Origin of the sequence: Streptomyces sp. NPDC048278 (genome assembly GCF_040652195.1) — a bacterium.
Lineage (GTDB): Bacteria > Actinomycetota > Actinomycetes > Streptomycetales > Streptomycetaceae > Streptomyces.
The window spans coordinates 319,850-340,128 of record NZ_JBEZLP010000006.1 but is presented as its reverse complement, the minus strand read 5'-3'; the positions used below and the strand labels follow the sequence as shown (position 1 = coordinate 340,128).

Sequence of the window (20,279 nt, the reverse complement as noted above, 5' to 3'; positions counted from 1 at the left end):
CTACCCGCCGGAGGACAGATCGGTGCGCGGAGCGGACCCCAGATGTACGCCGACCCGCTTGACCAGGAGTGTCATCTCGTACGCGACCTGGCCGACGTCGGAGTCGGCGTCGGAGAGGACGGCGAGGCAGCTGCCGTCGCCCGCCGCCGTGACGAACAGGAAGGCGTCGTCGAGTTCGACGACGGTCTGCCGGACACTGCCCGCCTCGAAGTGCCGGCCCACGCCCTTGGCGAGGCTGTGGAAGCCGGAGGCCACGGCGGCCAGGTGCTCGCCGTCCTCTCTGCTGAGGTCCTTGGAGACGCCGGTGGGCAGGCCGTCGCCGGAGAGCACGACGGCCTTGCGGATGCTGGCGACCCGGTCCACGAGGTCGTCCAGCAGCCAGTTCAGCTCGCCCTTGTTCGTCGCCGTGTGGCCGGTCGCCTTCGGATCGGTCATCGACCGTCCCCCTTAGTCGTTCCTTGTGCTGTGCTGTCCCAGGAGCCGTCGCCCTCGGCGTTCTCGGCACGGCCCCGCTGCCAGCCGCGCTGGAGCGAGCCCATGCGGCTGCGGACCTCGTCGGCGTCGCGCTCGACGGGTTCCGGCCGGCGCGCGGTGGGTGATGCGGCTTCCTGTCGCAACTGTGGGGCCAGGTTGGCCTGCCGTACCCGCCTGGGCAGCGGCCGGGTGCCGGAGTCGGCCTCCGGGGGTGTGCTGCCGAGGGGCGGGACGGAGTCGTCGGTGCCGCCGCCGGAGGCGGTCTCGGGGCGGCGGGTGCGCCGGGGCAGGGCGGGGGGGTCCGCCGGTCCGCCGGCCTGGTGCGCCGTGCGTTCCCCGGCTCGGTCGGCCGGGCCGATGGCGCGGGGCGAGGACGGGTCGGTGCGGCGGCGGGAGGGCAGCGGGGCCAGTCCGCCCGGTTCGGGGCGGCCCTGGTCCGCCGGGTCCCGCTCGTCCGGGGCGACGCGGCGGGAGCGCTGCTCGGTGACCGGTCTGCCGTGCGAGCTGACCAGCTTGGGCGTCCGCCGTGCGGGCAGTGGCAGGGGGCTGCCGGGCTGCTCGTCGCCGAAGCGGCCGGTGGTCTCGCGGTCCGGGTGCGGGAGTTCGGTCACGGCGGGCGTGGTGTCGGCGGCGGGGGCCGCGGAGCGGCGGTGGCGGAACAGGCCGCCGCGCTCGCTGTCGTCGTCGGTGAGAGCGCCCGGGAAGTCGTCCAGCGCGTCCAGGTCGACGGGCGCCTCCAGCTCGACCGGGCCGCCCAGCAGTGCGGCCGGCAGTCCGGGCCGCTGTCCCGGCGCCTGGGCCAGGGAGGCGGCCCGGCTCTCCTCGGGTTCGGCCTCCCCGGCCGGGCGGCTGCGGTCGAGGCGGAAGCCGACGCCGTTGGTGTCGGGGACGTCGTCGGTCAGCAGTACGTCGGGGATGAAGACGACGGCGGTGGTGCCGCCGTAGGGGGACGGCTGGAGCGAGACGCGGACGTTCTGGCGCTGCGCGAGGCGGCTGACCACGAACAGGCCGAGCCGGTCGGTGTCGGAGAGCTCGAACTCGGGCGTCTCGGCGAGCCGCAGGTTGGCGTCCAGGAGCGCCTCGGCCGCCATGCCGAGACCGCGGTCGTGGATCTCCAGCGTGAAGCCGTTGGCGACGCGTTCGCCGAGGACCTGCACGGCGGTGTGCGGTGGCGAGAACACCGTGGCGTTCTCCAGGAGTTCGGCCACGAGGTGGGTGAGGTCGGCGACGGCGGGGCCGGTGACGGCGACGCGGGGCAGCCGGCGGACCTCGATGCGCTCGTAGTCCTCGACCTCGGCCACGGCGGCACGCACCACGTCCATCAGCTGGACGGGCCGGCGCCACTGTCGCGAGGGGGCGGCGCCGGAGAGGATGACCAGGCCCTCGGCGTGCCGGCGCATACGGGTGGTGAGGTGGTCGAGGCGGAACAGGTCGGCGAGTTCGTCGGTGTCCTCGGTCCTGCGCTCCATGGTGTCGAGCAGGGTGAGCTGCTTGTGCAGCAGGACCTGGCTGCGGCGGGCGAGGTTGACGAAGACCTCGGAGACGCCGGCGCGCAGCTCGGCCTGCTTGACGGCTGCCTCCACGGCGGCGCGCTGCAGGGTGTTGAGGGCCTGGCCGACCTCGCCGATCTCGTTCCTGTCGTACTCCAGGCGCGGGACCTCGGTCTCCACGTCGACCTGTTCGCCCGCGGAGAGACGGCGCATCACGCTCGGCAGCCGGACCCCGGACGCGTCGTGCGCCTCCTGGCGCAGCAGCCGCAGGTCGCGGATGAGGCTGCGGCCGACCCGGACCGACATGACCAGCGAGAACAGCACGGCGGCCAGACCGAGGACACCGACGACGGCCGCCTGGACGAACTCGCTGACGGCGACGGGCCGGATGCGGTCCTTGAAGCGGTCGCCGACCTGGTCGTCGAGGTCGCGCAGTTCGTCGAGCACGTTGCCCGCGGTGGTGTCCCAGCTCTTCGCGTCGACGTCGTTCGGCATGCCGGATCCGGCGGCGACGACGGACCGCTCGGCGGCCAGCAGGGGGGCGGTGGTGGCGCTCTTCCAGAAGCGGTCGAAGCGGTCGCGTTCGCCGGCCGGCAGCAGCGGGAGGCTGATGTCGTAGAGGAGGGTGCGCTGGGCGATGAGGTCGGAGATCTCGCGGGTCTCCTCGCGGGAGACCTTCCCGACCACCAGAGCGGAGCCGAGCAGGGCGTCCTCACGGGAGACGAGTTCCCGGGCGCGGGTGATGTTGAGGAGGGCGCGGGCCTCCTTGTCGATCTCGACGTCGTCGGTCCCGTCGAGGGAGCCGAGGAGTGTGTAGCAGGGGTCGACGACGGCGTCGTAGAGGGCGAGGGCCTCGGCGCGGTCCACGGTGCCCTGCTCGACGCTGCGGCGCAGCGGCTCGATGCCGTCGAGCCCGTCGAGTTCGGCGGTGAGGTGCTCACCGTCCTCGGCGTCGAGGCCGTCGCGTACGTGCTGTTCCCCGGCGTTCTTCCGGAGTTCGGCCACGGTGGTGTCGGTGGCGGCGCGCGTGCGGTTCAGGGCGGCGAGCGCGTCGGAGGCCCGCGGGTCGGCGAGGTAGACCAGGGTCTGCCGGCGTTCCTGCTGGAGGGCGCGGACCGCGTCCTCGGTGGGGTAGCCGATGTCCTCGACGATCGACGACACCTGGAAGATGTGGGTGACCACGCGTCCGGTGAGCACGGCCGCGAAACCCCAGACGGCGGTCAGGGACACCAGCGGCACGAGAAGCAGCGCCACGATCTTCCGGCGGATCGACTTCCCGCGAAAGCGCATGGCCTCCCCCAGCTCGACCCCCGCAGACCGGGGGTACACATGTACGTCAACAAACGGCGCGAGCCTACTACCGTCACAGGGATAACTCGAAGAACTGTCCGGACGGTGAACTTCCTCCCCGATACCCTCACATGACCGGCAGACAGGACGAGTCGCCCGGGCATTGCGGGAGATTGCCACCGCGATCGCGTCGACTTCACGCGAGTGGTGCGGGAACGGCACGAAGGATCAGTTGGCCGGAATTTTTCCCTGGTCGGGAATCATCGGGCGAGTTCGTTCGTCCTTGTAGACGGGTGATGAGTGCGGATTCGGCCACAGGAGCCGCATCTCGGATCCGGGCGGCGTAAAACAGCGCAAGCCGGGCAGCCACTGGGGAGCCGGGGTCGTGGGACACCGGTGCGAGGGCTTGTCGGCGGTGGGGAGTGACACGTTGATGGGGACGGCTGAGCGGCGCCAGGCGCCCGAGAGCGGCGCGGCGACGCACCCGACGGTGCGGCAACAACAGGCGCAGTACCGGACGTTGTGGGTCGAGGAGCCGGCCAAGCGGTACCGGATGCCCGATCCGGTGCGGACGGCGGCGGTGCGCGCGGTGATCATCATCGCGGTCACGCTGATGCTGGCCATGGTGGCGTTCTTCTGCACGATGGCGGAGTCCTGGCTGGCGTTCCCGATGGTGATCAGCAGCGTGGCGAGCACGGTGGTGGCCACCTGGAGCGCGGTCGACGTCCTGGTGACCCGTCAGGTGTGGAACCAGCGCTACGGCGTGCTCTCGGAGCCGAGCAGCACGGCCCGCTCGCTCCGCCGCGAGCGGCGCGCGGCCCGGCGGCAGGAGCGGGCCGCCGAGCGCGAACAGGAGCGGATACGGCGGCGGGGCGGCCAGGCCGGTCAGCTGACACACCCCTGACGGACCGTCAGGCCGGACGGTCAGGCCGACGGCTTCTTGAACATCCGCGTGGCGGTGATCTCGCTGTGCACGGCCTCTCCCGCCTGCGGCTGCTGCGGCAGCCCGGGCCGGAGATGCTCCTCCACGCTGATGTACTTGAGTCCGGCCCGCAGGTCCGCGTCGTTCCGCAACCGGATGACCAGCGGGAACTCGGCGAGTGCGGTCGTGTCGAACAGCCCGGTCGTGTACAGCAGTTGCACGCCCAGCGCGTCCGACACGGCTCGCTGGAGCTCCAGCAGGTAGGTCGCGTTGGCGCGCCCGATGGGGTTGTCGAGGAAGAGCGTCCCCGCGTGCCGGTGCTTGTCCCGCCCCCGGTCGTTGGACCGCAGGGCTGCCATCGTGCAGTACAGGGCGATGGCTGCGGTCAGCAGCTGCCCGCCGGAGAACACGTCCCCCATCTGCCCCACCGGCACCCGCTCGGCGCGCAGTACCGCATCCGGCTTGAGGATCTCGACGGCGACGCCCTTCGGTTGCAGGGCAGCCGCGACTCCCCGCAGCAGCAGGGACATGCCGTCCCGCCGCAGATCGGAGTTCTTCTTCACCGCGGCCCGGGTCGCCTCGTCGACGACCTCGCCGAGCCGCTCGGTGAGCGTGGCCTGGTCGGGTTCCTCGAAGCGGATACGGAGGAACTCCTGGCCCGACCACTCGCCGAGTCCCTCGGGCAGCCGGGAGAGCCGCTGGGCCGAGCGCAGGGTCGCCAGCGCCGACTCGACGAGCCCCCGCAGCCGGTCCACGATCGAGTCCCGGTTCCGCTCCAGCTGGGCCAGTTCGTCGGTCAGCACCCGCAGCCGGGGCGCGAAGGCGTCCGCCCACTTCTGGGCGTGCTCCGGGAGCGCGGCGGCGGGCAGTTCCCGGATCTGCTGGCGCGCGGGGGTCCGCACCGCCTCGTACCGGGTGGCGTTGGCGTGCCTTACGAGGACGTCGCTCGCCTCGCGGACGGCGGACTCGGCGGCGGACAGGTCACCGGCGCAGCCGCGCAGCGACCTGCGGGCCTCGGCGGCGGACTGCCGGGCATCCTCCAGGCTGCCGGGGTACGGCTCGATGTCCTCCTGCTCGTCGTCGGCGGTGTGCTCGCGCAGCAGGTCGCGGAGCATGGCGGCGATCTCCTCGAAGCCGCCCGCCGCGTCCTCGGCCGCGCGGTGCGTGTCGAGGAGTTCGGCGTGCGCCTCGCGGGCCTGGGCCAGCGCCTCGGTGCGTGCGGCGAGTTCGGCCGTCGCCGTGCGCAGCAGTGCCTGGGCGTGTTCGGCGTCGCGCGGCTGGAGCTCCTCGGGCAGTTCGGTGTGCGCCTCGCCGTCCTCGGGGGCGTGCCGCTCGGCCTCGCCGCGGAGCCGCCCGAGCTGCTCGCTCGCGGTGGACATGCGGGTCTCCAGGAGCTGCACCAGCTCCTCCGCACGGGCGGCGGCGGCCTGCCGGGAGGGCCCGTCGGAGCCGTCGGGCGACTGGAGGAGCTGCTCCGCGCGGGTGCGGACCTTGTTGCTCAGCCGCTCCAGCTCCGCGAGCGCGGCGCTCTCGTCGCTCTCCGCGCGGGCCTGCTCGGCGCGCAGGTCGGCGCCGACACCGACCTTCTCGTACACCTGTGAGGCGGCTCGGTAGGCCTCGCGCAGGGCGGGCAGCGGCGCCGAGGACTCGGCGGCATCCTCGTCGGTCTCGGGCATGTCGTCGGGGGCGCCGGCGATCTCGGAGCGCTCGGCGCGCAGCGCACGGGCGGTGCGGCGGGCGTCGTCGGCGGCGCGCTGGGCGGCGCGCCGGTCCTCGTCGGCGACGCGGGCGCGGTCCAGGCAGGACTGGGCGCGGGCCTCCGACTCGGTGGCCTCGTCCGCGAGTTCGCGCAGCCTGACCTGCCAGCCGGCCCGCTCGCGCAGCCGGAACGCGAGGCCGGCGAGGGCGTCGGCCGCCCGCCGGGCCCGCTGGGCGGCCTCCTGCCGCTCGTCGCGTACCTGCGCGGCCCCGGCGGCGGCCTCCTCGGCCTCCGCCCGCGCGGTCCGTGCCTCGGCCAGCTCGGCCTCGGACTCCTCCGCGAACTCCCGCGCGTCCCGGGCCTCCTGCGCCAGCTCCACGAGCCGTCCGGCCGGGCAGCCGGTGCGCCAGGAGGCGAGCCGCGCGGCCAGCTCGCGGTCCTTGCCGAGCCGGGCGGCGAGGGTGCGGATCTCCTCGTCCCGCTCGGTGGCCCGTGCGCGCAGCGCCTGCCGCTCCTCGTCGGCGGCGTGCTCGTCGTGCATGGCCGGGTTCGGCGGTACGAGGAACACGTCGCGCGGGCCGGCGTCGGCGGCCGGGGTGGGCGCGAGCAGGGCGGCGGCGGTGCCGACGGCCACGGCGGAGCGGGGCAGCAGGGCCGCCTCGCTGAGCGCCGCGCGGGCGCGGGCATGCGTGTCGGGGTCGGTGATGACGACGCCGTCGACGAGTTCGGGGCGGGCGGCCAGCACGCGCGCGTGGTCGGCGGGGTCGACGGCCTGGGCGAGGTAGCGCCAGCCGGGCAGGGCCGGGATGCCGTGTTCGCCGAGGTACTCGACGGTGGCGAGGACGTCGGGGCCGGGCGGCAGCAGTCCGCCGTCGCCGAGGGCGCCGAGGATGCGGGAGTCGTCGGCGGCGGCGGTCCGCAGCTCGAACAGCTGCCGCTCGGCGGATCCGACGGCGTCGTCGAGGAGTTCCCGCAACTCGTCGGCGAACCGGTCGAGTTCCTCGGGCGTGAGGTGGGTGAGGTTGGTGGGGGTGTCGCCGCCCTCGTGACGGGCGCCGCCCTCGTGGCGGGGCCGCGGAACGGCGCTGCGCGAGCCGGTGAGTCCCAGCAGTTCGCCGAGCCGCTCCTCCGCCGCGAGGCTCTCGGCCAGCCGCTGCTCGGCGTCGTGCGTCCGCCCGGCCGCGGTCGCCGCGTCCGCCGCGCGGGCGGCGGTGAGTTCGGCGCGGGACTCGGCGGAGGCCGCCTCGCGCGCGTGCTCGCCCGCTCGGTGGGAGGCCTCGCGGGCGGTGTCCCAGGCGGCCACGGCCGTCTTCTCGGCGTCGCTCGCCGCGAGCGCGGCCCGGGCCGGGTCGGCGTCCGGGGCGCTGTCGTCGAGCCAGCCCGCGCGGACCGCCTCGGCGGTCTCCTGCTCGACCTCGCCGAGCCGCTGCCGCAGGTGCCCGGCCTCGCTGCGGGCGCGCTGTGCCTCGGTGGCGGCGGACGTCGAGTCCCGGTAGGCGCCGTCGCTGACCTCCTGGAGCGCGGCGGACCGCTCCTCCTCCTCGTTGGCGAGGGCCTCCGCGCTCTCGGCGGCCCCGTGCAGGGCCCGGACGAGCGCGACGGCGGCCTTGGCGCGGGCGGCGAGGGCCGGCGCCGCGTCCCGCTCGGCCTCCTGGATGGCCGCGGCCACGCGCGCGACGCGGTCGGCGGCGGCGCGGTGGCGCAGCGCGGCCTCGGCGGCCTGCCAGGCCGAGTGCAGGGTGCGTGCGTCGGCCAGCTCGCGCTTCTGCGCGGCGGCGGACTTCTCGCCGACGGCCAGCGCCAGGGAGGCGTGCCGGTAGGCGAGTTCGGCGGCGATCAGCGAGCTGCGCTCACGGGCGCCCTCGGAGTGCGTGACGGCGTAGGCGGCGGCCGTGACCCGCTGGGCGAGGTCGGCGGCGCGCACCCGCTCCTGCACGCCCCGCGCGGACAACCGGCGCGCCAGCGTGCGGGTACGGCGTTCGGCGCCCGCGTGGATGTCCCGCGCGCGTGTCCGTGTCTCCGCGGCCTCCACGATCCGGCCCAGCAGGTCCACCGATCCGGCGGTGAAGTCCCGTTCGGCGATCAGCTCGGCGCGCCGGCCGAGCTTGTTGCCGAAGCCGCCGACCAGGTCGGCGAGTCCGTCGGTGTCCCGGGTGTCGGTGACGGCCCGCAGCAGCAGGTCGGTGAAGTCGGAGTCCTTCTTCACCGCGAACAGGCCGGCGGCCTCGCCCTCGTCGGCGTTCATCTCGCGCTGGTAGCGGAAGAGTTCGGGGTCGAGGCCGAGTTCACCGAGATGCTCGATCCAGCGGTCGTGGATCTCCTCCCAGTGCACCTCCAGATGCGGGTAGAACTTGCCCGCCTCGGTGATGGCGTCCCGGAAGCCCTTCATGGTGCGCCGCCGCCCCTGCGCGCCGGAGGCTCCCTCGACGGGCGGCCGTACGGCGGTGGACTCGGCCACCGGCAGACTGTCCAGCGAGAGCCCGGGGCCGGGCCGGAACGAGTACCAGGCCTCGGCGAACTTCCGCGGGTCGTTGGAGACCTGGCGCCCCCGCCACTCGCTCGCCTTGCCGACGACCACGCACTCGCCGGTGAGCGTGTGCTGCCACTCCAGGGCGACATGCCCGCAGTCGTCGGCGAGCAGGAACTTGCGCAGCACACCCGAGCTGGCGCCGCCGAGGGTGTTGCGGTGCCCCGGCAGCATCACCGAGAAGATCAGCTTGAGCAGCACCGACTTGCCGCCGCCGTTCTCCAGGAAGAGCACGCCCGCAGGCGCGGGCCGGCGCGGCGGGCCGACCGGCTCCTCCTCGAAGAACTCCGCCTGGGCGGGGGCGGGGTCGGGCACGGGCGCACCGACACCCCGCAGGTCCAGCACGGTGTCGGCGTAGCGCGCACCGGCCGGCCCGATGGAGTAGAGGCGGACCCGGGACAGCTCGTACATGGCGGACTCTCGTAAGACGTGGGAAAAGGGTGGTGCCGGCTCGGAACGGGCGCCGGCAGCGGCTCAGGAGTGGAACGGCAGACCCGCGTCGGCGACCAGGTCCAGGTCCTCGGTGGCGTCGGCGGGCAGCAGGCTGGCCGTGCCGTCGGTGACCGGGACGACGCCGAGTTCCAGCAGCTCGGCCATGGCGGCGCTGCCGGCCATGTCGCGCACCTGGAGCTGGTAGCGGGCCGTCGTGCGGTAGGTGCCGCCCTGGTCGTCGCCGGTGCGCTGGAGGAACCCGGAGTCGGTGAGGAAGACGACCGCCTTGCCGATGATCCCGGTGGTGGAACCGGCCAGCCGGCGGGCGTCCTTGGTGGCGCCGGTCGCACTGCGTCTGGCCCAGATCCGCCAGGCGGCCTCCAGACCGGGCGCGTCGGTGGCCGGGTCGGTGTTCTCCCCCGCCTCCTCGGCCCGCTCCTCCAGCCGCCGGCAGGCCTGCCGGACGAAGGCGTCGACGCCGTTGACCGTGATCCGCCCGATGTAGCCGTCGTCGGCCAGGTCCTCGGGGCGCGGGAACGCCAGCGCGGCGACGGCGAGGTGGGCGAGCCCGTGCAGGAACCGGTCGCTGCCGTCCGCGGACGTGCGGCGCGCGTAGTCACCCATGCGCACGGCGAACACCGAGTCCTCGGCGGCGGTCACGGCCATGCCCGCGCGGGGCGACACCTCGAGGACCACCAGCCCGAGACCGGCGGCCACGGCATCGGCGAGCCGCGCGAACGGAGGGTCCTCCCGGTAGCGCCGCAGCAGCTCGGTGTACTCCTGATCACGCGCGGGCTGCAGCTTGGGCTGGAGCCCGAAGGCGACGAGCCGAGCCGCGTCGGCGGCGTCGGCGGGCGTGACGGCAGCACTCGCCGACGCGACAGCCGCTTCTGCCTCGACGTACTCGCTCACAACGACAACTCCCTCATCTACGCGGCCTCGGTCCGATCCGCGGCCATCCCCACCGCGTCCAGCAGAGCCATCCCCACGATCAGATCGGCACCGCCGAAGCCGGGGTCGTCCAGCTGCGTACCGTCGTCCACCGCGAACAGCAGTTTCTCCTCGCCCTGCCGGTAGGCCGTGCCCACGGCCGGGCTGGCGGCGTGCACGGCCAGCAAAGCGATCAGGTAGGCCAGATCCTCGCCGCCCACGCGCCGCGCCTCCGCCAGCAGCCCGGACAGCCGCCGCGGCGCGTCCGCCGGGAGGTCCAGCAGCCGCATGGCGTCGGCCAGCTGCTCCTCGCTGAACCGGCTGTCGTCCGGGGTGGCGATGAGGTCCGGCTCGGGCATCTCCGCGCCCAGGTGCTCCCGCTCCACCGGTGGCGTCAGCAGTATGTCGACGAGGTCGCCGACCCGCACCGACACCGGCGTCCGCAGCCCCGTCCCGCGCGCGAAGAACGCCCCCGTGACCCGGCTCGCCTGCTCCAGCGGGAGCGGCAGCAGCGGTGCGAGCAGGTGCCCGTACAGGTCCGTCCCCGACGTCGTCATGGGCGTCGCGAACGCCTGCCGGTCCTGCTCCGCGCGGAACAGCGGACCCGCCTCCAGCAGTCGCGACTGCAACTGGGTGTGGCGTCGGATGCAGTCCTTGACGATCTCCACGAGCTCGGCGGCGCGCCGCTTGTTCTCGGGCTCCTCGGTCTCGTCACGGGCCTTGCGGATGTTGGTGAGGATCGCGTTCTCGTGCCGGTACCGGTCGGCGACGTGGTCCAGGGCCTCGGCGATCATGTCGGGGACGGCGTTGAGCCAGTCGACCGCGCGGACGTTGCGCCGGGTGGCCTCCAGGGCCCGGCGCAGGGTCTCCGAGTACTGGACGGTGCGGTAGCGGGCCTGCTCCGCGGCGAGCTGGGCGTCGGCGAGCCGACCGCGGTTGACCAGCACCTCCAGCTTGACCTCGGCGGCGATCTGGGCGCTGGTGACGTCCGTGTCGAGGGCCCCGACCAGGACGTTGACCGCCTCGTCGGTGGTCCGGAGGTACACCGTGCCGCCCGGTCCCGGCACCTCCTCGATGAGCTTGAAGTCGTAGTCCCGGCGGACGTACGACCCGTCCGGCGTGAAAGTGCCGTACACCGCGCGGAAGCCGCGGTCGACGCTGCCGACGTTGATCAGGTTCTCCAGGACCCAGCGGGCCACGCGCTCGTGCTCGGCGACGGGGCGGTGCGGGGTCTGGGCGGAGATGCGCGGGATCAGCCGGGCGACGATCTGCTCGTGGTCGGCGCCGGTGTCGAAGTCCATGTTGAGGGTGACCAGGTCGATGGCGGAGAGCGCCACCTCGGCCATGCCGTACACCGAGTACTCGCCGGCCAGGTTCGCCTTGCGTGCGTCGAGGTCGTGCAGCGGCGCGGTGCACGCGAGCGCGCGCAGCCGCCGCGCCAGCCCCTCGTCGGCGGCCGGGCCCGGTGCGGGGCGCGGCCCCGCGCTGAGCTGGGGCGGCACGCTGTCCGTCGATGCAGGCGAAGTCACGGTGCACAGACTAGGTCCTGGGTCTGACATCGGCCCAAACGACGCGGATGGCTCCGCCGGTAGCGCCGGGTCACTGCAGGGGGTGCGTCAGAGTGCGGGTCGTGTGTGGCTGGTCGCGCAGTTCCCCGCGCCCCTGACGGGGCGCTGCCCCTCACGGAGTCAGGTCGTCACCGACCCTGCGGCGGTAGACCTCGACCACTCGTTCCAGGGAGTCCGTGAGGTAGGTCTCAAGCAGGTGCTCCGCGCCGCGCCTGTCGCCGCCCTGGAGCGACTCCAGGATCTCGCGGTTGCGGGCCAGGTACGGCTCGTGCAGGGCGTGCGGGTCGTCGACCACGTGGAAGGCGAGGCGGAGTTCCGCGAAGACGCTGCGCATGAGTTCGTCGGTGCGTTCGCTGCCGGCCAGGGCGACCAGTTCCCGGTGGAAGTGGATATTGGCCGTACCCACTGCTTTCCAGTCATCCGCGAGGGCCGCCTGCCGCCCCTCGGTGACCGCCGCCGACAGGCTCTCCAGGGCGTACGGCGGCTCGCCGAGGCCGCGTACGACGGCGCACTCGACGAGGGCACGGGTGCGGTAGATGTCCTCGACGTCCTCGACGGTCAGGACCCGGACGAAGACGCCCCGGTTGAGTTCGTGGACCAGCAGGCGCTCGTGGGTGAGCAGCCGGAACGCCTCGCGCAGGGTGTTGCGGGAGACGCCGAGCGCGCCGCCGATGCCGTCCTCGGACAGGCGGGTGCCTGGCGGGAAGTAACCGTCGGCGATGCGACTCCTGAGGATGTCGGAGACCCGTTCCGCGGTGCTGGTCCGCCCGAGGAGGGCGCGGTCGTCGGCCAGTCCCGTCAGCTGCTCTGCCATGCCCGGAATTCAACCGCAGACACAGGAACGAAACAACGTGGGTATTGAAGGATCGTTGAACGATCCTCTACGGTGCTCATCACGCTCACTCAGGCACGGCCCTCCGCACGGCCCTGCACGGCCCCGCACGGCCCCGCACCGCTCAGTCCCCGCACCCTCCGTCCCTCATCTGCGAGGTGCCCATGAGCACGACTCCTCCACCGCAGGCCCTGTCCTCCGACGCGCACCCGGGCAGGGGTGAACGCACCGCCGAGGACGGCGCGTTCGGCTGGCTGCACGCCCTCGGTCCGCGCGGCCGACGTGCGTTCGCCGGTGCTTTCGGCGGATATGCCCTGGATTCGTACGACTACTTCACCCTGCCGCTGAGCATGGTCGCGCTCGCGGCGTACTTCGGTCTGGACAGCGGCCAGACCGGCCTGTTCACCACCGTCACCCTGGTGGTCTCCGCGGTCGGCGGCGCCGCGGCGGGCGTGTTCGCGGACCGGGTCGGCCGGGTCCGCGCGCTCATGGTCACGGTCATCACCTACGCGGTGTTCACGGTGGCCTGCGGCTTCGCGCCCAACTACGAGACGCTGCTGGTGTTCCGCGCGCTGCAGGGCCTCGGTTTCGGCGGCGAGTGGGCGGTCGGCGCGATCCTGGTCGCCGAGTACGCCAGCGCCCGGCACCGCGGTCGCACGCTGGGCGCGATCCAGAGTTCCTGGGCCGTCGGCTGGGCACTCGCCGCGATCGTGTACACGCTGGTCTTCTCGTTCGTCGGCGACGACATGGCCTGGCGGGTGATGTTCTGGACCGGCGCGCTGCCCGCGCTTCTCGTGGTGTGGCTGCGCCGGCGGGTGCACGACGCGCCGCAGGCGGTCGCGGTACGCGAACAGAGCCCGCGGCGCGGTTCGTTCACCGCCATCTTCCGGCCGGGCACGGCCGACGCGCCCGGTCTGCTGCGCACCACGGTCTTCGCGGGCCTGCTGTCCACGGGTGTCCAGGGCGGCTACTACACGCTGGCGACCTGGGTCCCGACGTATCTCAAGACGGAGCGCGGTCTGTCGGTCGTCGGTACCGGCGGCTATCTGACCTTCCTGATCTCGGGAGCGTTCCTCGGCTACCTCACCGGCGGCTACCTCACCGACCGGCTGGGGCGGCGCCGCAACATCTGGCTGTTCGCGGTGCTGTCCGCGGTCTGCGTGCTGGCGTACGCGAACATCCCGCAGAGCGCCAACACGCTCCTCCTGGTGCTCGGTTTCCCGCTCGGCTTCTGCATGTCGGCGATCTTCAGCGGCTTCGGTTCGTACCTGAGCGAGCTGTACCCGACGGCGGTGCGCGGCACCGGGCAGGGCTTCACGTACAACGCGGGCCGCGCGGTGGGCGCGGTCTTCCCGACCCTGGTGGGCTTCCTGGCCGACAGCTGGGGCGTGGGCGGCGCGCTGGTCTTCGGCGCGGCCGGCTACGCGCTGGCGGCCCTGGCGCTGTTCGGACTGCCGGAGACGCGCGGGAAGGAACTGGCGTGAACCCTACGGAAGACCACGTTCTCACCCTGGCCGCGGCGGACCGTCCGGTCGTCCTCGCCGACGAGCACGCGCACGCGTGGAGCCCGAGAAGCGCCCGGGCCCGTTTCCGGGCGGGCCTCACGGGCCCCACGGCCGGGGTCGCGGCCGGTCACACACAGGCCAACCTGATCTCGGTGCCCGCCGACTGGGCGTACGACATGCTGCTCTTCTGCCAGCGCAATCCGAAGCCCTGTCCGGTGCTCGACGTCACCGACGCCGGTGCGACCGGCACCGAACTCGCCGAGGGCGCGGACCTGCGCAGCGACCTCCCGCGCTACCGGGTGTGGCGGGACGGGGAGTTGGTGGACGAGCCGACGGACGTGCGCGCGTACTGGCGCGACGACCTGGTGTCGTTCCTGCTCGGGTGCAGCTTCACGTTCGAGTGGGCGCTGGCCGGTGCCGGGGTACCGATACGCCATGTCGAACAGGGCCGGAACGTGCCCATGTACGTGACCACCCGGCCGTGCCGGCCGGCGGGACGGCTGCGCGGGCCGATGGTGGTGTCCATGCGCCCGGTCCCGCCGCAGCATCTGGCGACCGCGATCCGGGAGAGCAGTCTGCTCCCGGCGGTGCACGGCGGCCCCGTGCACTGCGGCGATCCCGCCGCGCTCGGCATCGCGGACCTCGGCCGGCCCGACTTCGGCGACCCGGTGGACGCGGAGCCGGACGACATCCCGGTGTTCTGGGCCTGCGGGGTCACTCCGCAGGCGGCGGTGACGGCGTCCCGGCCGCCGTTCGCCATCACGCACGCGCCGGGCCAGATGTTCATCAGCGACGCCCGCGACGAGCAGTACCGCGTGGCCTGACAGGAGAGACAGCGCATCCATGACCTCGATCGACCTGAACGCCGACCTCGGCGAGGGCTTCGGCCGCTGGCGGCTCACCGACGACGAGCAACTGCTGTCCGTCGTGACCAGCGCGAACGTGGCCTGCGGCTTCCACGCGGGGGACGCGGCCACCATGCGGCGGGTCTGCGAGCTGGCGGCCGGGCGCGGGGTGACGATCGGCGCCCAGGTCTCCTACCGGGACCTGGCGGGGTTCGGGCGGCGCGCGATGGACGTGCCGCCCGCCGAGCTGGCGGCGGAAGTGGCCTACCAGATCGGCGCCCTGGAGGTCTTCGCCCGGGCGGCCGGCGCGCGCGTGGCGTACGTGAAGCCGCACGGCGCGCTCTACAACCGGGTCGTGCACGACGAGGAGCAGGCCGCCGCGGTGGTCGACGGCGTGCTCCTCGCGGACGCCTCGCTGCCCGTGCTGGGGTTGCCCGGTTCCCGGCTGCTCGCGCTGGCGGAGACGGCGGGGCTGCCGGCGGTCACGGAGGCGTTCGCGGACCGCGCGTACACCGACGAGGGGACGCTCGTCCCGCGCGGGCGCGAGGGCGCGGTGGTGAGCGACCCGGAGGCGGTGGTGGAGCGCTCGGTGGAACTGGCGCGCTCCGGCGCGGTCACGTCGCACTCCGGCACGCGCATCGCCGTACGCGCCCGCTCGCTCTGCCTGCACGGTGACACCCCGGGCGCGGTGGAGCTGGCCCGCAGGGTGCGTGCGCGGCTCGCGGCGGCGGGCGTGACCGTGGCGGCCTTCGCGTGAGCACGGAGACGGGAACCGCTACGACCATGCCCATGACCACCCGGCCGGTGGGCGACGACGCCCTTCTCGTCGAGGTCGGCTCCGGCGCGGAAGCGCAGTCGCTGCACGCCGAGTTGCTGCGTCGCCGCGCGGAGGGCTCGCTGACGGTCCGCGAGATCGTGCCGGCCGCCCGCACGGTCCTGCTCGACGGCCTCGACGACCCGGCCCGCCGGGCCGCCGAACTGGCCGCCGCCGCGATCCCGCCCACTCCCCCACGCGCGCGTGCGGCGATCGAACTGCCCGTGCGCTACGACGGCCCGGACCTCGCGGAGGTCGCCGCCCACTGGCGGGTTCCCGTACAGGAAGTGGCCCGCATCCACGCGGACACCGAGTTCACGGTGGCCTTCTGCGGCTTCGCGCCCGGCTTCGGCTACCTCACCGGGCTCCCGGCCCGCTACGACGTGCCGCGCCGGGCCACCCCGCGGACCGCCGTGCCCGTGGGCGCGGTGGCGCTCGCCGGGCCGTACACGGGCGTCTACCCGCGGTCCTCGCCGGGCGGCTGGCAGCTGATCGGGACGACGGACGCGGTGCTGTGGGACCACGCGCGCGTGCCGGCCGCGCTGCTGGCGCCGGGCACACGCGTGCGGTTCGTGCCGGTGGAGATGCCGGTGGGGGACGCATGACCGACCGTGCGCTCGTCGTCGTACGGGCCGGTGCGCTGACCACCGTGCAGGACCGGGGGCGGCCCGGGTACGCGCATCTGGGGGTGCCCCGCTCCGGGGCGCTGGACGGGCCCGCGGCGGCGCTCGTCAACCGGCTGGCCGGCAACGCACCGGACGCGGCCGTGCTGGAGACGACGCTCAACGGGTGTGCCGTGCGACCGCGTTCGACGGTCGTGGTGGCGGTCGGCGGTGCGCCGTGCCCCGTCACGGTGGGCGGGCGTCCGGCGCCCTGGGGCGCGCCGGTCGTGGTCCCGGCCGGGGAGCTGCTGGAAGTGGGAGCGGCCCGCTCCGGCGTACGGAGTTATGTGGCCGTCTCCGGCGGGATCGCCGTGGAGCCGGTGCTCGGCAGCCGGGCCACGGACCTGCTCTCCGGGCTCGGTCCCGCTCCGCTGGCGGACGGCACGGTGCTTCCGCTGGGCAGGCCCTCGGGACCGCACGCGCGCGTGGACGTCGTACCGCACCCGTCGCCGCCGGCGGAACTCGTGCTGCGGGTGACGCTCGGCCCGCGGGACAGCTGGTTCACGCCGGGGGCCGTCCGGGCGTTCACCTCGCGCGCGTACCGCGTGTCGTCGGCGAGCAACCGCATCGGGCTGCGCACGGAAGGGCCCGCCCTGGAGCGGGCCCGTACCGGTGAACTCGCCAGCGAGGGCATGGTCCTCGGTGCCGTGCAGGTACCGCCGGACGGCCGTCCGGTGGTGTTCCTGGCCGATCATCCGACCACCGGCGGCTATCCGGTGATCGCGGTGGTCCGCGCCGCCGACCTCCCGGCGGCGGCCCAGGCGGTCCCGGGCATCCCGGTCCGCTTCGTGGCCGTACGCCGTCGCTGAACCGCCCTGTGCCGTCGCTGAACCGCCGTAAGCCGTCGCTCAACCGCCGTGGGCCATGGTCGAACTGCCTTAAGCCGCGGTCGAACCGCCGTAAGCCGTGGTCGGGCCGCTGCGGCGGCCTCCTCATGCGGCGTCGGCGGGCCGCTCCGGCGACTGGAGCGCGGCCAGCGCGGCGGAGACCGCGGCGGACGCGCTCAGGTCCAGGCGGGCGCTGGTGCCCCTGCGGCGGTGCCGCATCTCGTCGACGGCCAGCCGCACCAGCTGGGGCAGCAGGTCGCGGCAGCGCCTGATCACCCAGGCGGTGCCGGCCGTGGCCAGCCAGAGGACACTCGCCTTCTTCGTCGGCGGCGGGAACTCCGGCTCGGCGGACGGCGCCGTCCCCGTCGCCATGCCCAGCGGGGCGAGCAGGGCGTGGAAGCGGACGGCGAGCTGGCGGTGCCCGCGCTCGCACGGGTGCAGCCGGTCCGCGCTCCACATCTCGCGGTCGGTGAGCCAGGCGCCCTCCGACGCGTGCAGGTGGACCGCCCCGTACCGCTCGGACAGGGCGTGCACCACCGCGTTGACGGCGCGTCCCCGGCGGGCCAGCGGACGGGCCAGGGCGCCCGGCAGTCCCCACATCGCACCGGGGTCGGGCAGGCACGCCGTGAGCAGGGTCGCGCCCTGCGCGGTCAGGGCGGCGTAGACCTTGTCGAGCCGTTCGGCCACCGCGTGGATGTCGAACGTGCAGCGCAGGGTGTCGTTGACGCCTATGACGACGGCGACGATGTCGGGACGCAGGTCCAGCGCGGCCGGGGTCTGGCGTTCCAGCACGTCACGGGTCTGCGCCCCGCTGACCGCGAGGTTGGTGAACTCCACCTCCTTCGCGGCGAGCCCACCGGCCAGCAGCGCGGCCCAGCCGCGCCACCCGTCGCCGGAGGGGTCGCCCACGCCCTCGGTCAGCGAGTCCCCGAGCGCCACGAAACGGACCGCTCTCATGCCACGCCCTCCGGCACGACACGACGGACCGGTGCCGTCGTTCTGCTCTCGTCACGACGGGACAGCACCGGCGCGTCGTGCGCGGCGAGGAACGCCTCCACGGCCGTTCCCCAGCCGAAGCACTCCGCACGCGCGCGTGCGGTCTCCCGGCGCTCGGCGGTGGACCGCTCAAGGAGCATCTCCACGGCGTCGGCGAACGCCTCGCCGCGGTCCGCCGCGGTGGCCCCGGCGGAACCGATCACCTCGGGCAGCGCGGAGGAGGCGCTGGCGACCACGGGCGTCCCGCAGGCCATGGCCTCCAGAGCGGCGAGCCCGAAGGTCTCCGCGGGTCCCGGCGCCAGGGCGACGTCGGCGGACGCCTGGAGGGCGCCCAGGCTGTCCCGGTCGGAGACATGCCCCAGGAAGGTCACCGGCAGCCTGCGCTCCCGCACCCGCTGCTCCAGGCGTTCCCGCAGCGGCCCGTCACCGGCGACCACCAGGATCACCCGGCGACCGCGCCGTGCCAGCGCCTCCACGGCGTCGATGGCGGTGCCGGGCCGCTTCTCCACGGACAGCCGCGAGCACATCACGAGCAGTGCCTCGTCCTCGCGCGCGTACCGGGCCCGCAGGTCCGGGTCGCGCAGCGAGGGGTGGCGGCCGATCAGGTCGACGCCCAGGGGGGCGCGTACGACGTTGCGCGCGCCGATGCGGATGAACTCGCGCTCGGCGAACTCGGTGGTGCACACCACGCGCGCGTACGTGTGCGCCGTACGGATGTTGAGCGCGTCGGCGGTGCGCCGGGACATGTTCTCGGACATGCCCCAGGTGCGCAGGACGCCGTCGGCGGTCTCGTGGGAGACCATCACGGCGGGGATCCGGGCGCGCCTGGCCCAGCGGCCGGTCCAGCGCAGGGTGGTGCGGTCGGACACCTCCAGGCGGTCCGGGGCGAGGTGCTCCAGGAGGCTCTGCACCCGCTTCTTGTCGACGAGGACGCGGTAGCCGCCGGTGCCGGGCAGCAGCGGGCCGGGCAGCGTGATGACCCGGCCCTGCTCCTCGTCCCGGTCCGAGTAGCGCTCGCCCGGCACGATCAGGACCGACTCGTGCCCGGCGGCCACGAAGCCCTTGCCGAGCTCGCGCAGGGCGGTGCGCAGGCCGCCGGAGGCGGGGGCGACGAAGTTGGCCAGCCGCACGATGCGCAGCGGGCCGGGCGAGGTGACGCTCATGCCGCCACCACCGGCCGGCGCGCCGCGAGCACGTCCTCGTAGTGGCCGATCAGCTGGTCGCCGACGGCGGCCCAGGTGCGGCCCTCGACGGTGGTCCGCGCGGCGTGGCCGAACGCGGCCCGCATCCCGGGGTCGGCGACGAGGGAGGCCACGGCCTCCCGGACGGCGCCGGCGTCGCGCGGCGGGACCAGGAACCCGGTGCGGCCGTGGTCGACCAGGTCGATCGGGCCGCCGACGGCGGGCGCGACGACCGGGACACCGCTGGCCATGGCCTCCTGGACGGTCTGGCAGAACGTCTCGAAGGGGCCGGTGTGCGCGAACACATCGAACGAGGCGAAGATCCGGGCGAGGTCGTCGCCGGTGCGGCGGCCGAGGAAGACCGCGCCCGGCAGTGCCTCGGTGAGGTGGGCCTGAGCGGGCCCGTCGCCCACGATCACGACCTTCACGCCCTCCAGGCCGCAGACCCCGGCGAGGAGTTCGACCTGCTTCTCGGGCGCCAGGCGGCCGACGTAGCCGACGATGACCTCGCCGTTCGGCGCGATCTCGCGGCGCAGGGCCTCGTCGCGGAACTCGGGACGGAAGCGGACGGTGTCCACGCCGCGCTGCCACAGCTGGATCCGCGGGACCCCGTGCGCCTCCAGGTCGGCGATCGAGGCGGTGGACGGGGCCAGGGTGCGGTCGGCGGCGCCGTGCACGGACCGGATCCGCCGCCAGGCGGCGGCCTCGCCCGCGCCCACGTAGGTGCGGGCGTATCCGGCCAGGTCGGTCTGGTAGACGGCGACGGCCGGGATGCCGAGCCGGGCGGCGGCGGCCATGCCGCGGACGCCGAGGATGAAGGGGCTGGCCAGGTGCACCACGTCGGGGCGGTGCTCGATCAGCGCGGTGGCGAGCTTGCGGCTGGGGAGAGCCACGCGGACCTGGGGATAGCCCGGGAGCGGAAGGGAGGGGACGTGGACGACAGGGCAGGGCGCGGCAGCCGCGGCGAGCCTGTTTCCGGGGGCGGGGGCCGGAGCGACGACGAGGGGAGCGTGACCGCGATCGACGAGGTGTCGGGCGGTCTGGAGCGCGCAGTGGGCCACGCCGTTCACATCGGGGGGAAAGGATTCGGTCACGATGACGACACGCATACCGGTGTTGTCGCCGCGCTGGACGTGGCCGCGTCAAAGTGGATCTTTCCGATGGTTAAACGTCCCATGAGCGTTGGCCTGCACACCCGAGCGGGCCAACCGGCGTCCATGTCCGGCCGGCCCGGCGGTCACCGGCCGTTCACCCGACGGGCAGTCGTCCGCGTATGGAACGTGTG

Annotated in this window: 15 protein-coding genes; 6 read left to right on the top strand and 9 right to left on the bottom strand. The window is 74.2% G+C overall.

Annotated elements, in window-relative coordinates; genetic code table 11:
• Both AB0D74_RS14500 and AB0D74_RS14495 read right to left on the bottom strand, forming a co-directional pair.
• A complete protein-coding gene (locus tag AB0D74_RS14500; protein ID WP_362585065.1) occupies nucleotides 1-435 on the bottom strand; it encodes a roadblock/LC7 domain-containing protein in 435 nt (144 codons plus the stop codon).
• Nucleotides 432-3,254 (bottom strand): nitrate- and nitrite sensing domain-containing protein, encoded by a 2,823-nt coding sequence (locus AB0D74_RS14495; RefSeq protein WP_362585062.1) that lies wholly within the window; start codon nucleotides 3,252-3,254, stop codon nucleotides 432-434. The genes AB0D74_RS14500 and AB0D74_RS14495 overlap by 4 nt, the downstream gene beginning before the upstream one ends.
• Before the next feature lie 433 nt (nucleotides 3,255-3,687).
• Here AB0D74_RS14495 and AB0D74_RS14490 point away from each other — a divergent pair, with 433 nt between their 5' ends.
• The gene (locus AB0D74_RS14490) at nucleotides 3,688-4,158 is read left to right on the top strand and encodes a hypothetical protein (RefSeq protein WP_362585060.1); all 471 of its coding nucleotides are present in this window, start codon (nucleotides 3,688-3,690) and stop codon (nucleotides 4,156-4,158) included.
• A 20-nt stretch (nucleotides 4,159-4,178) separates the two neighbouring features.
• Here AB0D74_RS14490 and AB0D74_RS14485 read toward each other — a convergent pair whose 3' ends face one another.
• From AB0D74_RS14485 to AB0D74_RS14470, 4 genes are all read right to left on the bottom strand, one after another.
• On the bottom strand, nucleotides 4,179-8,813 hold the full coding sequence (locus AB0D74_RS14485; protein ID WP_362585057.1) for a hypothetical protein: 4,635 nt from the start codon (nucleotides 8,811-8,813) through the stop codon (nucleotides 4,179-4,181).
• Nucleotides 8,814-8,876: 63 nt separating this feature from the next.
• A complete protein-coding gene (locus AB0D74_RS14480) occupies nucleotides 8,877-9,746 on the bottom strand; it encodes a hypothetical protein (RefSeq protein WP_362585054.1) in 870 nt (289 codons plus the stop codon).
• A gap of 17 nt (nucleotides 9,747-9,763) precedes the next feature.
• Nucleotides 9,764-11,293: a hypothetical protein gene (locus AB0D74_RS14475; protein ID WP_362585052.1), complete on the bottom strand. Its 1,530-nt coding sequence runs from the start codon at nucleotides 11,291-11,293 to the stop codon at nucleotides 9,764-9,766.
• A gap of 151 nt (nucleotides 11,294-11,444) precedes the next feature.
• A complete protein-coding gene (locus AB0D74_RS14470) occupies nucleotides 11,445-12,146 on the bottom strand; it encodes a GntR family transcriptional regulator (RefSeq protein ID WP_362585049.1) in 702 nt (233 codons plus the stop codon).
• Between the two features lie 182 nt (nucleotides 12,147-12,328).
• Between AB0D74_RS14470 and AB0D74_RS14465 the strand changes: the two genes are divergently transcribed.
• Genes AB0D74_RS14465 through AB0D74_RS14445 form a run of 5 tightly spaced genes read left to right on the top strand, consistent with a single transcriptional unit; the run spans nucleotide 12,329 to nucleotide 16,799 of the window.
• Nucleotides 12,329-13,648: an MFS transporter gene (locus AB0D74_RS14465; RefSeq protein WP_362585046.1), complete on the top strand. Its 1,320-nt coding sequence runs from the start codon at nucleotides 12,329-12,331 to the stop codon at nucleotides 13,646-13,648.
• The gene (locus tag AB0D74_RS14460; protein ID WP_362585044.1) at nucleotides 13,645-14,493 is read left to right on the top strand and encodes a putative hydro-lyase; all 849 of its coding nucleotides are present in this window, start codon (nucleotides 13,645-13,647) and stop codon (nucleotides 14,491-14,493) included. Before AB0D74_RS14465 ends, AB0D74_RS14460 begins: the two co-directional genes overlap by 4 nt.
• A 19-nt stretch (nucleotides 14,494-14,512) precedes the next feature.
• Nucleotides 14,513-15,271, top strand: coding sequence for a 5-oxoprolinase subunit PxpA (locus tag AB0D74_RS14455; protein ID WP_362585041.1), 759 nt, complete (start codon nucleotides 14,513-14,515; stop codon nucleotides 15,269-15,271).
• A gap of 32 nt (nucleotides 15,272-15,303) precedes the next feature.
• Nucleotides 15,304-15,933 (top strand): allophanate hydrolase subunit 1, encoded by a 630-nt coding sequence (locus AB0D74_RS14450; protein WP_362585038.1) that lies wholly within the window; start codon nucleotides 15,304-15,306, stop codon nucleotides 15,931-15,933.
• Entirely contained in the window at nucleotides 15,930-16,799 is an 870-nt protein-coding gene (locus tag AB0D74_RS14445; protein ID WP_362585035.1) for a biotin-dependent carboxyltransferase family protein, read from the top strand. Before AB0D74_RS14450 ends, AB0D74_RS14445 begins: the two co-directional genes overlap by 4 nt.
• A gap of 123 nt (nucleotides 16,800-16,922) precedes the next feature.
• On the opposite strand, the gene AB0D74_RS14440 is transcribed toward AB0D74_RS14445, so the two are convergent.
• Genes AB0D74_RS14440 through AB0D74_RS14430 form a run of 3 tightly spaced genes read right to left on the bottom strand, consistent with a single transcriptional unit; the run spans nucleotide 16,923 to nucleotide 20,103 of the window.
• Nucleotides 16,923-17,774, bottom strand: coding sequence for an SGNH/GDSL hydrolase family protein (locus AB0D74_RS14440; protein WP_362585033.1), 852 nt, complete (start codon nucleotides 17,772-17,774; stop codon nucleotides 16,923-16,925).
• On the bottom strand, nucleotides 17,771-18,976 hold the full coding sequence (locus tag AB0D74_RS14435) for a glycosyltransferase (protein WP_362585030.1): 1,206 nt from the start codon (nucleotides 18,974-18,976) through the stop codon (nucleotides 17,771-17,773). Before AB0D74_RS14435 ends, AB0D74_RS14440 begins: the two co-directional genes overlap by 4 nt.
• Nucleotides 18,973-20,103: a glycosyltransferase family 1 protein gene (locus AB0D74_RS14430; protein ID WP_362585027.1), complete on the bottom strand. Its 1,131-nt coding sequence runs from the start codon at nucleotides 20,101-20,103 to the stop codon at nucleotides 18,973-18,975. Before AB0D74_RS14430 ends, AB0D74_RS14435 begins: the two co-directional genes overlap by 4 nt.
• Nucleotides 20,104-20,279: the final 176 nt, after the last annotated feature.

What these genes read in the sequence shown, in the direction of transcription:
- AB0D74_RS14470 (WP_362585049.1), bottom strand. Translation starts at nt 12,146, where the DNA reads ATGGCAGAGCAGCTGACGGGACTGGCCGACGACCGCGCCCTCCTCGGG.
- AB0D74_RS14485 (WP_362585057.1), bottom strand. Translation starts at nt 8,813, where the DNA reads ATGTACGAGCTGTCCCGGGTCCGCCTCTACTCCATCGGGCCGGCCGGT.
- AB0D74_RS14465 (WP_362585046.1), top strand. Translation starts at nt 12,329, where the DNA reads ATGAGCACGACTCCTCCACCGCAGGCCCTGTCCTCCGACGCGCACCCG.
- AB0D74_RS14495 (WP_362585062.1), bottom strand. Translation starts at nt 3,254, where the DNA reads ATGCGCTTTCGCGGGAAGTCGATCCGCCGGAAGATCGTGGCGCTGCTT.
- AB0D74_RS14435 (WP_362585030.1), bottom strand. Translation starts at nt 18,976, where the DNA reads ATGAGCGTCACCTCGCCCGGCCCGCTGCGCATCGTGCGGCTGGCCAAC.
- AB0D74_RS14455 (WP_362585041.1), top strand. Translation starts at nt 14,513, where the DNA reads ATGACCTCGATCGACCTGAACGCCGACCTCGGCGAGGGCTTCGGCCGC.
- AB0D74_RS14445 (WP_362585035.1), top strand. Translation starts at nt 15,930, where the DNA reads ATGACCGACCGTGCGCTCGTCGTCGTACGGGCCGGTGCGCTGACCACC.
- AB0D74_RS14500 (WP_362585065.1), bottom strand. Translation starts at nt 435, where the DNA reads ATGACCGATCCGAAGGCGACCGGCCACACGGCGACGAACAAGGGCGAG.
- AB0D74_RS14450 (WP_362585038.1), top strand. Translation starts at nt 15,304, where the DNA reads ATGACCACCCGGCCGGTGGGCGACGACGCCCTTCTCGTCGAGGTCGGC.
- AB0D74_RS14440 (WP_362585033.1), bottom strand. Translation starts at nt 17,774, where the DNA reads ATGAGAGCGGTCCGTTTCGTGGCGCTCGGGGACTCGCTGACCGAGGGC.
- AB0D74_RS14430 (WP_362585027.1), bottom strand. Translation starts at nt 20,103, where the DNA reads ATGCGTGTCGTCATCGTGACCGAATCCTTTCCCCCCGATGTGAACGGC.
- AB0D74_RS14490 (WP_362585060.1), top strand. Translation starts at nt 3,688, where the DNA reads ATGGGGACGGCTGAGCGGCGCCAGGCGCCCGAGAGCGGCGCGGCGACG.